The organism is Marinobacter salexigens (genome assembly GCF_018860765.1).
Classification (GTDB): domain Bacteria; phylum Pseudomonadota; class Gammaproteobacteria; order Pseudomonadales; family Oleiphilaceae; genus Marinobacter; species Marinobacter salexigens_A.
The window spans coordinates 541,696-555,654 of the sequence record NZ_JAHKPV010000001.1 but is presented as its reverse complement, the minus strand read 5'-3'; the positions used below and the strand labels follow the sequence as shown (position 1 = coordinate 555,654).

The window sequence follows — 13,959 nt, the reverse complement described above, 5'->3', positions numbered from 1 at the left end:
GTATTATACGGGTTCATATACTCTTTTCTAGCCCTGAGCCGGATAAAAAGGCATCCGTGAAAGCACTAAGGTGATCGTATATTGCCACTTTAGCGCTGGGGATCGGGCGGGTTTTCAGATGGTGTTCTGTGTCTTTGCCATTGCCGGTTCTGACCAGTACAGGCTGGCAGTCTTCCGCAACGCCAGCTTCCAGATCTTTGCGGCTGTCCCCTACCATAATGGCACCCTTGAGGGTGTTCAGTTGTAGGTGATCACGGATCTGTTTCAGTAGACCGGTGAGTGGCTTGCGGCAACCGCAACCGTCATCCGGATGATGTGGGCAGTATGCAATGAACTCAATGCGGCCGCCCAGAGGTTCCAGCAGTTGCGTCATCTTTTCATGCATGCCAGCCAGTATGTCGGTGCCGTAGAAATCACGGGCAATGCCCGACTGGTTGGTGGCGATGGCTATGCGATGGCCCGCTTTGTAAAGCCGTGCCATCGCCTCGATACTACCGGGAATGGGTTGCCAATCATCCACAGAACAGATGTAGTTGCCATCGTATTCGTTGATGACCCCGTCTCGGTCGAGGATGATTAGCATCGGTCAGCCAGCGGTGGGCAGCAGTGAGATATCGGCAACGCGCAAGAACAGGTTGTGCAGCCGGTTCAACAATGCGAGGCGGTTATCTCGCACGGCGTCATCTTCTGCCATCACCATTACTTCGGTAAAGAAGCTGTCTACAGGCTCTTGCAGGCTGGCCAGTGATTGCAGTGCGTTGGCGTAATTGCCTTGCTCGAACAGTGGAATCACCTTGTCAGCTTGCTGGTCTACCTGTGCTGCCAGTGTTTTCTCGGCGGCATCTTGCAGCAGGTTGCTGTTTACGTTTTCCCCAACGCTGTCCCCACCCTGCTTGGACAGGATGTTGGACACTCGCTTGTTGGCACCGGCAAGCGCTTGGGCTTCCGGTAGCTGACGGAAGGCTTCTACCGCCTTTACCCGGCGGTCGAAATCCAATGGGCGTGTAGGGCGACGGGCGTGAACAGCCAGGAATACCTCGGCCCCAATGCCGCGCTCATCGTAGTAGGCGCGGAACCGGTCCAGCATGTAGTCCACTACGTTGGAGGCAGTATTATCTTCAGTCAGCCCGGAGAAGTTTTCTTCCGCCCATTCGCAGCAAGTTTGAAGATCCAGCGGCAGTTCCCGCTCAATAATGATGCGCAGTACGCCCAAAGAGGCTCGGCGCAGGGCGAAGGGATCGCGGGTTCCGGAGGGTGGCTGGCCGATACCAAACAGTCCTACCAACGAATCCAGACGGTCTGCAATGGCGAGCGCGCAGCTGGTCATGGTTGTGGGTAGGCCATCTTTAGCGAAGCGGGGCATGTACTGTTCGTTCATGGCCTTGGCCACATCTGCAGGCTCGCCGTCGTCGGCTGCGTAGTATTGGCCCATAATGCCCTGAAGGTCGCTGAACTCCAGCACCATCTCGGTAACCAGATCCGTCTTCGCCAGCATGGCCGCACGTTCTGCCAGAGCGGGATCGCTGCCAATGGCGGCGGCGATTTTTTGAGCCAATGCCGCTACCCGCACAGACTTATCGTAAATACTGCCGAGTTTCTCTTGGAAGACAATCGGCTTGAGTCTTTCTATGCGATCTTCCAAACGGATTTTGCGGTCGTTTTCGTAGAAGAAAGCGGCATCCGCCAGCCGTGGCCGAATCACTTTTTCGTTGCCGGAGATAACCTGAGAAGGGTCTTTACTATCAATGTTCGCAACGGTTACAAACAAGGGCAACATGTCGCCGTCGGTGCTTACCACGTGGAAGTATTTTTGGTGCTCTTCCATGGAGGAAATCAGGGCTTCTGCCGGTACTTCTAAGAAGCGTTTGTCAAACCGCCCTATAAGCGGCACTGGCCACTCGTTTAGGCCGGTGACTTCATCCAACAGGTCTTCATTGATCACTGCTTTGCCACCCGCCTCAGCTTCAGCCAGAGCTATGACGCCGGAGCGAATCATTTCTCTGCGCTTGGCGAAATCGGCAATCACGTAGCCTTCTTGCTCAAGAACAACTTCGTAATCGGTTGGCGTTGGGATGATCAGTGTTTTCGGGCAATGAAAGCGATGGCCCATGGTTTTGTTGCCTGGCGTCAGCCCCATGATGGGCGTATCAATAACTTTGTTGCCGAACAGCATAACCAGCCAATGTACCGGCCGAACGAACTCAGTGCGGCGAGCGCCCCAGCGCATGCGCTTGGGAATGGGCAGTGACGCAAGCGACTGCTCAACTAGCCCGGACATCAGATCTACCGTTGGCTTACCTTGCTCTACCGTGCGGTAAACCAGCCAGGCACCTTTATCGGTTTCCAGTGTGTCGAGCTGATCCGGAGTTACGCCCAAAGACGTGGCGAAGCCGGTAAGCGCGCGTGTTGGATTGCCGGAATCATCAAACGCGGCTTTGACGGCCGGGCCGCGTTTCTCAACGGGCTTGTCGGGCTGGGCATCGGCCAGATCGCGTATGCGCACAGCCATGCGGCGAGGTGTAGCAAAGGCTTCTACCTTACCGAATGCGATGCCCGCTTCTTCCAGACCCTTGGTGATACCCTGAGTGAACGCATCAGACAGTGGCTTGAGTGCTTTCGAGGGCAGTTCTTCAACGCCCAGTTCGACCAGAAAATCCTGCTTTGCCATGATTATGCGTTTCCCTGTTCCTGTTGTGCCTGCTTCGCTTTTTTTCCTTTCTTGCCGTTAGCCTTGTTATCGGCGGCTTCGGCGACGGCCAATACTTCTTGGCGCAATGCTTCCGGGGCTAGCGGGAAGCCGAGCTTGCGGCGGCTGTCGAAGTACGCCTGAGCAACAGCCCGAGCCAGAGTGCGTACACGCAAAATGAAGCGCTGGCGCTCGGTAACGGAGATAGCGTGGCGGGCATCCAATAGGTTGAATGTATGAGATGCCTTCAAAACCTGCTCGTAAGCAGGCAACGCAAGGCCTGCTTCGATCAACCGGGCACTTTCACGCTCGTGCACATCAAAGCTCTGGAACAGAAATTCAACGTCTGCGTACTCAAAGTTGTACGTGGACATTTCCACTTCTTGTTGGTGGAACACGTCGCCGTAAGTGACTACGCCGTCCGGGCCTTCGGTCCACACCAGATCGTAAACGCTGTCTACGCCTTGCAAGTACATGGCGATGCGCTCAAGACCGTACGTCAGCTCACCGGTAACCGGGTAGCATTCAAGGCCACCCACTTGCTGGAAGTATGTAAACTGGGTGACTTCCATGCCGTTCAGCCAGATTTCCCAACCCAGACCCCAGGCGCCGAGTGTCGGCGATTCCCAGTTGTCTTCTACAAAACGAATGTCGTGCACGAGCGGGTCAAGCCCTAGCGCTTTAAGCGAGTCGAGATAAAGTTCCTGAATATTGTCTGGCGACGGCTTTAGTACCACCTGAAACTGATAGTAATGCTGCAGGCGGTTGGGGTTCTCGCCATAGCGACCGTCCGTTGGACGGCGGCTCGGTTGAACATAGGCGGCGTTCCAGGTTTCCGGCCCTATGGCCCGTAGGAAGGTAGCCGGGTGAAAGGTACCTGCACCCACTTCCATATCCAGTGGTTGGAGCACAACGCAGCCGTGCTGTGCCCAGAAGTTTTGCAGAGCCAGAATCAAGCCTTGGAAAGTCTTGATGTCTGGAGTGCTGTTCGCTGCCTTGTCTGTCGCCTTCTCTTTCACAACGTTTGCCTGCTGATTCGGTCTGTGTGTAGCCACTCTTTTGTCAGTCGCGTTAATCGCGCCAATCTTGAGCTCATTCGCCCGCAAGAGGGTCATTCGGAAAAAAGGCGCATTATACGCTCGCCAAAGCGGTATTTCTAAGTCGTCTTCATGCTATTGATTTTGAACTAGAAGAACGTTAGTCCTACGGCGAAAAGCTTCTCAACCTCCCGTACCCGAGATTTATCTACCAGGAACAGAATAACGTGGTCATCTGGTTGCACCCGCAAGTGATCATGGGCGATTAGCACTTCATTGAGGCGAACAATCGCGCCAATGGTCGCACCTTGAGGCAGGTTGATCTCATCTAACCGCCGGCCAACGACTTTTGAGGATTTATGATCCCCATGAGCAATGGCTTCAATCGCCTCGGCAGCGCCCCTGCGCAGAGAGTGAACGTTTACAACGTCGCCACGGCGTACATGGGTGAGCAGGCTGCCAATGGTGGTTTGTTGAGGAGAAATCGCCACATCAATCTCGCCGCCCTGAATCAAGTCCACATAGTCGGGGTTGTTGATCAGGGTGAATACTTTGCGGGCGCCCAAGCGCTTGGCCAGCAAAGACGCCATGATATTAGCTTCGTCATCGTTGGTAACGGCGATAAACACATCGGTATTCTCGATGTTTTCTTCCAGCAGTATGTCTTTGTCTGCTGCATTGCCTTCAAGCACAACTGTTTTGCGCAGGCTTTCGGAAAGCAGCACACAGCGCTCGTGGTCTCGCTCAAGCAGTTTTACCTGATAACGGTCTTCCAAGGTGTAAGCCAGACGTTGGCCGATGTTGCCACCGCCGCAGATAAAAATCCGTTTGTAGTTTTTTACCAGCGGTTGCAGTTCGCTCATCACCGAGCGTATATGATCGGCGCCGGCGATAAAAAACACTTCGTCGCCGTCTTCAAGCACCGTGTCGCCTTTGGGCATGATGGCTCGATCTTTGCGGAAAATGGCGGCAACCCGGGTTTCTATCTTCGGCATGTGCGTGCGTAGGTAAGACAGCTCTCGGCCCACCAGTGGCCCACCTTCGGTAGCGCGAATAGCCACTAGTCGAACCAGACCTTTGGAGAATTCCAGAACCTGCAGGGCACCGGGGTATTCAACCAACCGTGTAATGTGCCGGGTAACCAGATGCTCGGGGCTGATCATTACATCGATTGGGAAGCCGCTTTCTCGACCGAACAGTTTTTTGTTCGAAAGGTAGGCGCTGGCTCTCACCCGGCTGATGAGTTTGGGCGTGCTGTACAGAAGCGAGGCTATTTGGCAGGCGACCATGTTGGTTTCGTCGCTGTTGGTGACAGCAATCAGCATGTCTGCGTCTTCCGCGTTCGCCTGACTCAGCACCGTAGGGTAGGAGGCCATGCCCTGTACGGTACGAATATCAAGACGGTCCTGCAGCTCCCGAAGCCTTATTGCATCTGTGTCTATGACGGTAATGTCGTTGGCTTCGCTGGCTAGATTCTCTGCCAGAGTACCACCCACTTGGCCAGCACCGAGGATCAGGATATTCATGATTCAGGTTTCTCCAGTACGGCATAGAAAAAGCCGTCATGGCTGATTGGATCGGGTAGAAGCTGCCGCCCTGCGCCCATCTCGCGGCCCCATTGAACCTCTGGCTCAACAAGAACAGCGCTATTTTGCTGCTTAATAAACCTCTGGATTATACGGTGGTTTTCCTGTGGGAACACGGAACAGGTGGCGTATACCAAACGCCCGCCCGGTTTGAGCACGGCCCACATGGCGTCGAGTAGCCCAAGTTGTATTGCCGCCAATGGCACAATATCGGTTTCTCGGCGCAGTAATTTGATATCTGGATGGCGGCGGATTACGCCGCTGGCGCTGCAAGGCACGTCGAGCAATATGCGATCGAATGGTTGGCCGTCCCACCATTGCTCGATGTCTGCTGCATCGGCCTGAAGCAAATTCGCCTGCAAATCCAGTCGGTCTAGGTTTTCTTGAACCCGTGGCAGTCGCGCAGCCGATTCGTCGAGAGCGACCACCTCTGCAAGCTCTGCCTGGCTTTCCAGAATAGCGCAGGTTTTACCCCCTGGAGCTGCGCAGGCATCCAAAACCCGATGGCCGGGGGCTAGGTCTAGCAACGTGGTGCAAAGCTGCGCAGCTTCGTCTTGTACGCTAACGGCGCCGTCAGCAAACCAAGGCAGTTGATCAACCGGTGCTGGGCGGCCCAGCTGGATGCCGTGAGGTGCAAAGCGGGTGGCACTAGCATCGATGCCTGCTTCGTTTAATAGAGCGAGATACTCGTCGCGACTGAAGCGCAGAGCATTGACCCTAAGCGTCATGGGCGCTTGGGCATTATTTGCTTCCAAAATCTGCTGCCAATTGTCGGGCCAGTTATGGCGTAGTTTTTCCACCATCCATACGGGGTGGCTGAAGCGGCTGGAATCGTCTTCCGGCTCCGGGGCACCTTCGCGTTCAGCGGCGCGCAAAATACCGTTCACCAAACCGGTGAGGTGGGGCTTGTCGAGTGCGCGACACGCTTCCACAGATTCGTTCAGAACAGCGTAAGTAGCCTGCTGGCTGAAACGGAGCTGAAAAAGCGCGACCAGCATCAGGTGATGAACAATGCGATCCTGTTTTTTAATCGGTTTTTTGAGCCGACTATTCAGCTCGCTGTCGAGGCGGTGAAACCAGCGGCAAGTGCCGTAGCACAGAGCCTGCAGCACAGGGCGCTCGTTGGGCGCGAGACGTTGCAGAGCAGGAGGTAGGCATTGCGATAAAGACTCGCCCTCTTCTACCGCCAGCAGAACATCGGCAGCAACAGCGCGCATGGGCACATAGTAGTCGCCCATGTTAGTTCAGCTCCTGTCCGGGTAGCAGCAGTTGTTTGCCGCCGTTGATCAAGTCATTCACGCTCTGGGCCCGAGACCCTGATAGTTGTAAACGCGTAATGCGGAGAGTACCGGTGCCACAGGCGATATCAATACCTTCTCTTTCCCGTTTGATAACGGTGCCGGGTGGATTTTGACTCTGCTCATCGGTGGCTATGGCCTCGTGGATTCGCAGGCGTTGCTGCTCAAAGTCTGTATAGGTGCCGGGCCATGGGTTGAAGGCGCGAATCAGGCGCTCTATGTTTTGTGCGCTTTGGGACCAGTCAATATGGCCTTCTTCTTTAGACAGTTTGTGGGCATAGCATGCTTGCTCGTTATTTTGCGCTTCGCCTTGAAGCTCACCTTTTTCAAGCAGTTCCAGAGCTTCGAGGATGGCTTGGCCACCCATCTGTGCAAGTCGGTCATGAAGGCTGCCGCCGGTATCGTTCGATTCAATGGCCGTGGCGGATTTCAGCAACATATCACCGGTATCCAAACCCTTGTCCATCTGCATGATGGTTATACCGGTATTTTCGTCGCCCGCGGCAATGGCGCGCTGGATGGGCGCCGCGCCGCGCCAACGGGGTAAAAGGGATGCGTGAATGTTGAGGCAACCATGAACGGGAATCGCCAAAACAGCCTCTGGCAGAATCAACCCATAGGCTGCAACGATCATCACATCCGGTCGGAGGTTGGCCAGTTCTTGCTGTGCTTCTGGGGTTTTCAGGCTTTCCGGCTGGAATACCGGGATTCCGTTGTCTAGCGCAACTTGCTTGACCGGGCTGGGCTGAAGCTTGCGCCCTCTACCGGCTGGCCGGTCTGGCTGAGAGTAAACGCCCACAAGGGTGTGATGGGTGCCTAGCAAAGCACTGAGGGCGGTGGCTGCGAAATCCGGGGTGCCGGCAAAAACGAGTCGCACGGTGTTGGGTCTCTGTTTCGTTGAATACGAAAAGACCGGGCATTGCCCGGTCCGATACTTTTAAGCTGACGGTGATTTCTTCGCGCGCCTTCTAGGCAATGTTTACGCGCTCTGCTTGTGCTGTTTCTCAAGCTTCTTGCGAATACGGTTGCGCTTGAGGTTGCTCAGGTAATCCACGAATAATTTGCCATTCAAGTGGTCCATCTCATGTTGGATACACACCGCCAAAAGGCCCCGAGCTTCGAGTTCAAACGGCTTCCCATCGCGGTCCAGAGCGCGAATAATACAGTGTTCCACCCGCTCGACGTCCTCATAAAATCCGGGCACCGAGAGACAACCTTCTTGCATGGCTTCGCGCTCACCATCGAGGACTTCAACCTGCGGGTTGATAAATACCCGTGGCTCGCTTTTGTCCTCGGACAAATCCATAACAATGATTTGCTTGTGCACGTTGACCTGTGTGGCGGCCAAGCCAATGCCGGGCGCATCGTACATGGTCTCGAACATGTCGTCGATCAGTGTGCGGTCGGCGTCTGTCAGTTCGTCTACCGGCTTGGCAATAGTGCGAAGACGGGGATCCGGGTATTCAAGAATATCTAGTATCATAGTGCTCGTACTTTTGGCCTGTATGACGAACGTCAGGAATTTTGGCTGACATTCTGAATGACTAACGGCTTGGGCGAAATTTTAACGTTGCCTTTTGTAACTGTGTGAAAGCGATCTCTGAAATGCGACAGTAAAGAGCGCAAATTGTTCCCCTCACACTAATATTGGCGCTGCCTTGCCTGTTTGCAGTACATTATCCAACAAATAGTTGATTGAGTACAAACTGATCAGGCAATAGCCAAAACCTTTCGTAAATGGCATAGAATTTACTGGAAGAACAAAAGATAACATCACAATTCGCGAGACATCTTCTATAGTAAGTTGCATAACAACGTAATAAGCTGCAGAAAACTGGCTGCATCCTTACCAGAATGCATAGAATCAAGGCACGCGATCAAGGACTTAGACAATGAGGAAACTGCTGTACGCTCTGGCAGCCACTACGCTGCTATTCACCTCCTGGGCTCATGCTGCACCCGAACTGCGGTCTGATCATCCTGAGCGTTACACTGTTGTGAAGGGTGACACCCTCTGGGATATATCAGGGCGGTTTTTGAATGATCCGTGGTATTGGCCAGAAATTTGGCACGTAAATCCGCAGGTTGCCAATCCACACTTAATCTACCCGGGTGATCGCCTTGCTCTGGTTTATATTGACGGCCAGCCCCGCGTAACCAAGGTAGCGCACAGTAACGGTGTGGTGAAGTTGTCACCGCAGGTGCGCTCTGAGCGGATAGAGACGCCCATCCCGGCTATTCCTCTTGATGCGATCAGCAGCTTCCTGACCGACACCCGCATTGTCAGCCCCGAATTGATCAATAAGGCGCCGTACGTTCTTGAAGGGGCTGACGGTCGTATTGTGACCGGTGCTGGCGACAGAATTTATGCCCGTGGCGAGAAGCCCGCAGATAAAGTGGGTGTGTTCCGTCGAAGCAAGGAGTTCCGCGATCCGGACACCGGTGAGTTTCTTGGTCTTGAGGCCCGTAGCATTGCCCGTGGTAACGTTTCTTCCGAAGATGGCGATGTTCTGACCGTAAACCTCACGCGCTCCAGCGAAGAAGTGCGTATTGGTGACCGTTTGCTGGTTAACGAAGATCGCCGCCTGACCACCAGCTTTGTACCCAGCGCTCCGAAGCAGGAGGTTGAGGGCAGGATGATGTCAGTGGATGGCGGTGTTACTCAAATTGGTCAATTCGATGTGGTCGCCATTAGCCGTGGTACTCGCGAAGGACTGGAGGCTGGCAACGTAATGGCCGTTCTCAAAAGCGGTAATTTCGTTCGCGACCCGGTGACCAACGAAACTGTTGAGCTGCCCTCGGAGCGGGCCGGTTTGTTGATGGTGTTTCAGGTTTACGAAAAAATGAGCTACGGGCTGGTTCTGCAAGCAACGCGTCCGTTGTCTGTGGGCGACAAAGTTACTAACCCATAGTCTCTTAACCGGTTAATCAAAAGCCGGGCCAGGAAGGCCCGGCTTTGTTGTTTTCAAGGATGATGTCGTGCTTTCCTCCCTTTCTGCGCAGTGGCTTTTTCTTACCTGTTTGCCTAAATTCGGGCGTACCCGTCGGCGAGCTCTTCTCGCAACAATTCCCGATCTTACCGATCTTCTTACAAAAAACGCCGCCACCCTCCGTGCTCTGGGCTTGCACGCTGAAGCAATAGCGGCAATTCTGGCATGGCAGAAGCGTGATGAAACCCATGCGGCGGTAACCACGGCTCGGCAAGCTTTGTTGGACTGTGAGCGGCATGGCATTGATATCGTAACTTGGCAAAGCGCTGGTTATCCGGAGGCGCTGAGGCACATCCACGATGCCCCTTTGGTGTTGTATACCCGGGGTGATGCACGTTTATTGTGTAGCGAGCAGATCGGTATAATCGGCAGCCGCAACGCCACGCCTGCTGGGCTTGATCACGCGCGCCGCTTTGCAGCCGAGCTTGGCGAACGAGGCTTGCTGGTCACCAGCGGTCTGGCTCTGGGAGTTGATGGGGCGGCCCATGCTGGGGCCTTGGATGCCGGGCATGCAACCATTGCCGTTATTGGATGCGGGCTTGACCGAATATACCCCAACCAGCACCGCCGACTTGGCGAGCGTGTTATCGCCAATGGACTCATGGTCTCTGAGTACCCGCCCGGCACGCCTGCAAGAGCTGCCCACTTTCCCCAGCGCAATCGTATTATCAGTGGCCTGAGCCGCGGCATATTGGTCGTTGAGGCAGGGCTCAAAAGTGGCTCCCTGATTACAGCCCGCCTTGCGTTGGAACAGGGGCGAGAGGTGTTTGCTATTCCCGGGTCAATTCATAGCCCTGTGGCGCGAGGCTGCCATCACCTTATCAAACAGGGCGCCCGCTTGGTTGATCAAGTAGACGACATTTTGGAAGAGCTTGGCTGTGCTTGGTCACTGGCGGCCGGGCACCAGACGCAAAAAGCAGCCAGCCCAACGGACGCTCTGGACAGCCGGGAAATCGCGGTGTTTGAGGCATTAGGGTATGATCCCCAATCAACCGATGCACTGTGTTCGGCAACCGGTCTCCCGGCCGACCAGCTTGTCCAATCTCTTCTGCTTCTCGAACTTGAAGGGTTGGTGAGCTCTGTCCCCGGAGGCTTCCAGAAAATCGCCTGAACCCAGTGTGATGATCAATTCCGTTATGGTCTGACAACATCATCATGACTGCCCCCGATGCTTTAAATGATCAGCAGTTACAAGTTGCCCGCAGCACAATTTTGAAAGGTGGCGTTATCGCCTACCCTACCGAAGCTGTGTGGGGGCTGGGGTGTGATCCCTGGAACCTTGAAGCGGTTACACGCATTCTTGAGCTTAAAAACCGGCCCGCTGAAAAAGGCCTGATTCTGGTAGCTGCGTCTGTAGAACAAATTCGATTTTTGCTCGATCCTTTGCCTGAGCAACTTCAGAAGGAGGCTTTGGGCTATTGGCCCGGCCCTGTGACCTGTTTGTTGCCCGACGTAAACAAGCAAATTCCTGAATGGGTTCGCGGTAGCCATAGCTCGATTGCGGTAAGAGTGAGTGAGCACTCGGTGGTTAAGGCCTTGTGTGAAGCCGCCGGTATGCCTCTGGTTTCTACGTCCTGCAACCCGGCCGGACTAGAGCCTGCCCGTGACGCCTCACAGGTTAGTCGCTATTTTGACGGTCATCTTGACCAGATTGTGCCCGGTGCCCTTGGTGGTAACCAGAAACCCAGCCGTATTATTGATATTGTCAGCGGTAAACAGCTTCGTTAGGAGAATTCATGCCACAGCAACCGGATAGCAATGCGGTTAAAGAGTATCTGCTTGGCTTACAAGACGCGATATGCCAACGATTAGAAGCTCTGGAAGATGGCGCAGAGTTTGTGCGTGACGCTTGGGATCGCCCCGAAGGCGGTGGCGGTGTAAGCCGCGTGATCAGCGACGGCCGCATTTTTGAAAAAGGTGGGGTCAATTTTTCCCATGTTATGGGCGCGACCATGCCTGCGTCTGCCACCGCACATCGTCCCCATTTGGCCGGTGCGCCTTGGCAAGCCATGGGTGTATCCCTCGTCATTCACCCGAATAACCCTTACGTACCTACGTCTCACGCCAACGTACGATTTTTTATCGCCACGCCGGAGAACGGTGAACCCGTGTACTGGTTTGGCGGTGGCTATGATCTAACCCCTTACTACGGGTTTGATGAGGACTGCGTGCACTGGCATAAAACCGCGAAAGACGCCTGCGCTCCGTTTGGTGAGGATACCTATACCCGTTACAAAGGCTGGTGCGATGATTATTTTTATCTGAAGCATCGGGATGAACCCCGGGGCGTTGGCGGACTTTTCTTTGATGATCACAACACCGGGGATTTTGAAAAAGACTTCGCGCTGATGCAATCCGTAGGTAACAGCTATATTGAAGCTTATGAGCCGATTGTTCGGCGCCGTATGGATCATGCCTACGGTGAGCGCGAGCGGGACTTTCAGCTCTACCGGCGCGGGCGGTACGTTGAATTCAATTTGGTTTACGACAGGGGCACCCTGTTTGGCCTGCAGTCTGGCGGGCGTACAGAGTCCATACTGATGTCGCTACCACCATTGGTGCGCTGGGATTACAGTCGGGTACCTGAAGCAGACAGCGAAGAAGCACGGCTGACTGAGTATTTTCTAACCGGGCGCGATTGGCTGGCCGGTGACGTGACGTAAACGGGGTTGTTAATGAGTAATGAGTTATATGCGGTGGTTGGTCACCCGATAAACCACAGTAAATCACCTAGAATTCACAGCCTGTTTGCAAAGCAAACCGGTGAGCCGGTTGAGTACACAGCCATTCAAGCGCCTCTGGAAGATTTCGTTGGGACGGTTCGACAGTTTTTTGAGGCTGGCGGAAAGGGTCTGAACGTAACTGTGCCCTTCAAGGAGCAGGCATGGGCACTGGCGGATAGCCGAACAGCCAGAGCCGAAAAAGCGGGTGCCTCCAATACGCTGTTTCAAGACAATCAAGGCCAACTGGTCGCTGACAATACCGACGGCAAAGGGCTGGTGCAGGATCTCACAGCCAACCATGGCGTGCAGCTCAATGGCGCACGAGTATTAATTCTGGGTGCTGGCGGAGCCGTGCGTGGTGTGCTCGGGCCCATACTTGAACAACATCCAGTCAGCCTGACTATCGCAAACCGTACAGTGGCCAAAGCCGAAGCGCTGACTACACTGTTTGCAGACGACGCCGATGCCACAGCTCTGAGCGCGTGCGGATTTGAAGCACCAGATCAGCCGTTCGATATCATTATCAACGGCACCAGCGCCAGCTTGCAGGGCGATCTGCCGCCACTTCGCACAAGTGTGATCGGCGCTGACACAGTTGTTTACGACATGATGTATTCTTTGCAGACAACCACCTTCAATCAGTGGGCTCTGGATAATGGCGCCGTTCGTGTACTTGATGGTTTGGGCATGTTAATTGAACAGGCTGCAGAAGCCTTCCGTGTGTGGCGGGGCGTTCAGCCAAACACCGCGTCGGTTATTGATGCCTTACGCAACGATTGATCGACGGCACCGCATCGGGCGTGTTTTAGAAACAGCACCCCGTAAGGGTTATCTAAAAGGGCTATCCGCTAAGGACTGTGCATGGACATTTTCACCCTAGTAGGGCTTGTTGCCGGTATTTTGATTGTGATTCTGGCGATGCTGGCAAACGCCTCGCTTCTCACCTTCCTAAATCTGCCGGGTTTGGCAATTGTTGTGGGTGGCACCTTCGCGGTCACACTCGTAAAGTTCCGCATGTCCTCGGTAATGAGTGCTTTTCGTTTAGCCATGAGTGCGGCGTTTACCGATAAGGTCGAACGACCAACAGAACTGATTCGCGAGGCAGGTGCACTGGCTCTGGTCGTACGCAAAGAAGGTATTTTGGGCCTAGAAAACCACAGCACCAAAAATGAATTTCTGCAAAAAGCCATCAACCTGTGTGTGGATGGCCACCCGCCTGAACTGGTGGAAGAGGCTCTGGCCCAAGAGTCCCAGCAAACGGCAGAACGCTACGAAGTAGCGGAACGGGTATTTAGGGGCATTGGTGAATCCGCGCCAGCTATAGGTATGCTGGGTACTTTGGTAGGGTTGGTGCAAATGCTCAATTCGTTGGATGACCCCTCATCCATCGGCCCAGCTATGGCCGTGGCTTTGCTTACAACGCTATACGGCGCTTTCATCGCTCAACTGATTGCTCTGCCACTGGCGGACAAGCTTCAGCTCAAGGCGGAAGATGAAAGCCGCAATCAAATTTTGATCATCACCTCCATGCGTAACATCATGCGTGGCGAGAACCCAAGAGTGATGACCGAAATGCTATCGTCATTTGTGACGCCGGAGCACCGCAAAGGGCTGGCACCGGAGCGGGAGGTCTGAGGTT

Annotated in this window: 13 protein-coding genes; 6 read left to right on the top strand and 7 right to left on the bottom strand. The window is 54.4% G+C overall.

The window, feature by feature from the left end:
* Positions 1 to 13: 13 nt before the first annotated feature.
* The 7 genes from gmhB to def all read right to left on the bottom strand — a co-directional run bounded on the left by gmhB (position 14) and on the right by def (position 8,090).
* Positions 14 to 583, bottom strand: a complete 570-nt coding sequence (gene gmhB, locus KO508_RS02560; RefSeq protein ID WP_216006764.1) for a D-glycero-beta-D-manno-heptose 1,7-bisphosphate 7-phosphatase — start codon at positions 581 to 583, stop codon at positions 14 to 16.
* A 3-nt stretch (positions 584 to 586) separates the two neighbouring features.
* Positions 587 to 2,668, bottom strand: a complete 2,082-nt coding sequence (gene glyS, locus KO508_RS02555; RefSeq protein ID WP_216006763.1) for a glycine--tRNA ligase subunit beta — start codon at positions 2,666 to 2,668, stop codon at positions 587 to 589.
* A 2-nt stretch (positions 2,669 to 2,670) separates the two neighbouring features.
* Complete coding sequence (gene glyQ, locus KO508_RS02550) at positions 2,671 to 3,705, bottom strand: glycine--tRNA ligase subunit alpha (RefSeq protein WP_354667994.1); 1,035 nt, start codon at positions 3,703 to 3,705, stop codon at positions 2,671 to 2,673.
* 167 nt (positions 3,706 to 3,872) lie between these two features.
* Positions 3,873 to 5,249 carry a Trk system potassium transporter TrkA gene (gene trkA, locus KO508_RS02545; protein WP_200363697.1) on the bottom strand — a complete coding sequence of 459 codons (1,377 nt, stop codon included), beginning with the start codon at positions 5,247 to 5,249 and terminating at the stop codon, positions 3,873 to 3,875.
* Positions 5,246 to 6,547 carry a 16S rRNA (cytosine(967)-C(5))-methyltransferase RsmB gene (gene rsmB, locus KO508_RS02540; protein WP_216006762.1) on the bottom strand — a complete coding sequence of 434 codons (1,302 nt, stop codon included), beginning with the start codon at positions 6,545 to 6,547 and terminating at the stop codon, positions 5,246 to 5,248. Before rsmB ends, trkA begins: the two co-directional genes overlap by 4 nt.
* Before the next feature lies 1 nt (position 6,548).
* On the bottom strand, positions 6,549 to 7,484 hold the full coding sequence (gene fmt / locus KO508_RS02535) for a methionyl-tRNA formyltransferase (protein WP_216006761.1): 936 nt from the start codon (positions 7,482 to 7,484) through the stop codon (positions 6,549 to 6,551).
* 102 nt (positions 7,485 to 7,586) lie between these two features.
* Complete coding sequence (gene def, locus KO508_RS02530) at positions 7,587 to 8,090, bottom strand: peptide deformylase (RefSeq protein ID WP_216006760.1); 504 nt, start codon at positions 8,088 to 8,090, stop codon at positions 7,587 to 7,589.
* A 409-nt stretch (positions 8,091 to 8,499) separates the two neighbouring features.
* Here def and KO508_RS02525 point away from each other — a divergent pair, with 409 nt between their 5' ends.
* From KO508_RS02525 to KO508_RS02500, 6 genes are all read left to right on the top strand, one after another.
* Positions 8,500 to 9,519, top strand: a complete 1,020-nt coding sequence (locus KO508_RS02525; protein ID WP_216006759.1) for a LysM peptidoglycan-binding domain-containing protein — start codon at positions 8,500 to 8,502, stop codon at positions 9,517 to 9,519.
* Between the two features lie 67 nt (positions 9,520 to 9,586).
* Positions 9,587 to 10,708, top strand: a complete 1,122-nt coding sequence (gene dprA, locus KO508_RS02520) for a DNA-processing protein DprA (RefSeq protein WP_216006758.1) — start codon at positions 9,587 to 9,589, stop codon at positions 10,706 to 10,708.
* 44 nt (positions 10,709 to 10,752) lie between these two features.
* Positions 10,753 to 11,325, top strand: a complete 573-nt coding sequence (locus tag KO508_RS02515) for an L-threonylcarbamoyladenylate synthase (RefSeq protein ID WP_216006757.1) — start codon at positions 10,753 to 10,755, stop codon at positions 11,323 to 11,325.
* A gap of 8 nt (positions 11,326 to 11,333) precedes the next feature.
* Positions 11,334 to 12,260 (top strand): oxygen-dependent coproporphyrinogen oxidase, encoded by a 927-nt coding sequence (hemF, locus tag KO508_RS02510; protein ID WP_216006756.1) that lies wholly within the window; start codon positions 11,334 to 11,336, stop codon positions 12,258 to 12,260.
* 12 nt (positions 12,261 to 12,272) lie between these two features.
* Positions 12,273 to 13,100 (top strand): shikimate dehydrogenase, encoded by an 828-nt coding sequence (aroE, locus tag KO508_RS02505; protein ID WP_216006755.1) that lies wholly within the window; start codon positions 12,273 to 12,275, stop codon positions 13,098 to 13,100.
* Positions 13,101 to 13,181: 81 nt separating this feature from the next.
* On the top strand, positions 13,182 to 13,955 hold the full coding sequence (locus KO508_RS02500) for a MotA/TolQ/ExbB proton channel family protein (protein ID WP_216006754.1): 774 nt from the start codon (positions 13,182 to 13,184) through the stop codon (positions 13,953 to 13,955).
* Positions 13,956 to 13,959 lie beyond the last annotated feature (4 nt).

What these genes read in the sequence shown, in the direction of transcription:
- gmhB (WP_216006764.1), bottom strand. Translation starts at nt 583, where the DNA reads ATGCTAATCATCCTCGACCGAGACGGGGTCATCAACGAATACGATGGC.
- glyS (WP_216006763.1), bottom strand. Translation starts at nt 2,668, where the DNA reads ATGGCAAAGCAGGATTTTCTGGTCGAACTGGGCGTTGAAGAACTGCCC.
- trkA (WP_200363697.1), bottom strand. Translation starts at nt 5,249, where the DNA reads ATGAATATCCTGATCCTCGGTGCTGGCCAAGTGGGTGGTACTCTGGCA.
- rsmB (WP_216006762.1), bottom strand. Translation starts at nt 6,547, where the DNA reads ATGGGCGACTACTATGTGCCCATGCGCGCTGTTGCTGCCGATGTTCTG.
- def (WP_216006760.1), bottom strand. Translation starts at nt 8,090, where the DNA reads ATGATACTAGATATTCTTGAATACCCGGATCCCCGTCTTCGCACTATT.
- KO508_RS02525 (WP_216006759.1), top strand. Translation starts at nt 8,500, where the DNA reads ATGAGGAAACTGCTGTACGCTCTGGCAGCCACTACGCTGCTATTCACC.
- KO508_RS02515 (WP_216006757.1), top strand. Translation starts at nt 10,753, where the DNA reads ATGACTGCCCCCGATGCTTTAAATGATCAGCAGTTACAAGTTGCCCGC.
- hemF (WP_216006756.1), top strand. Translation starts at nt 11,334, where the DNA reads ATGCCACAGCAACCGGATAGCAATGCGGTTAAAGAGTATCTGCTTGGC.
- aroE (WP_216006755.1), top strand. Translation starts at nt 12,273, where the DNA reads ATGAGTAATGAGTTATATGCGGTGGTTGGTCACCCGATAAACCACAGT.
- KO508_RS02500 (WP_216006754.1), top strand. Translation starts at nt 13,182, where the DNA reads ATGGACATTTTCACCCTAGTAGGGCTTGTTGCCGGTATTTTGATTGTG.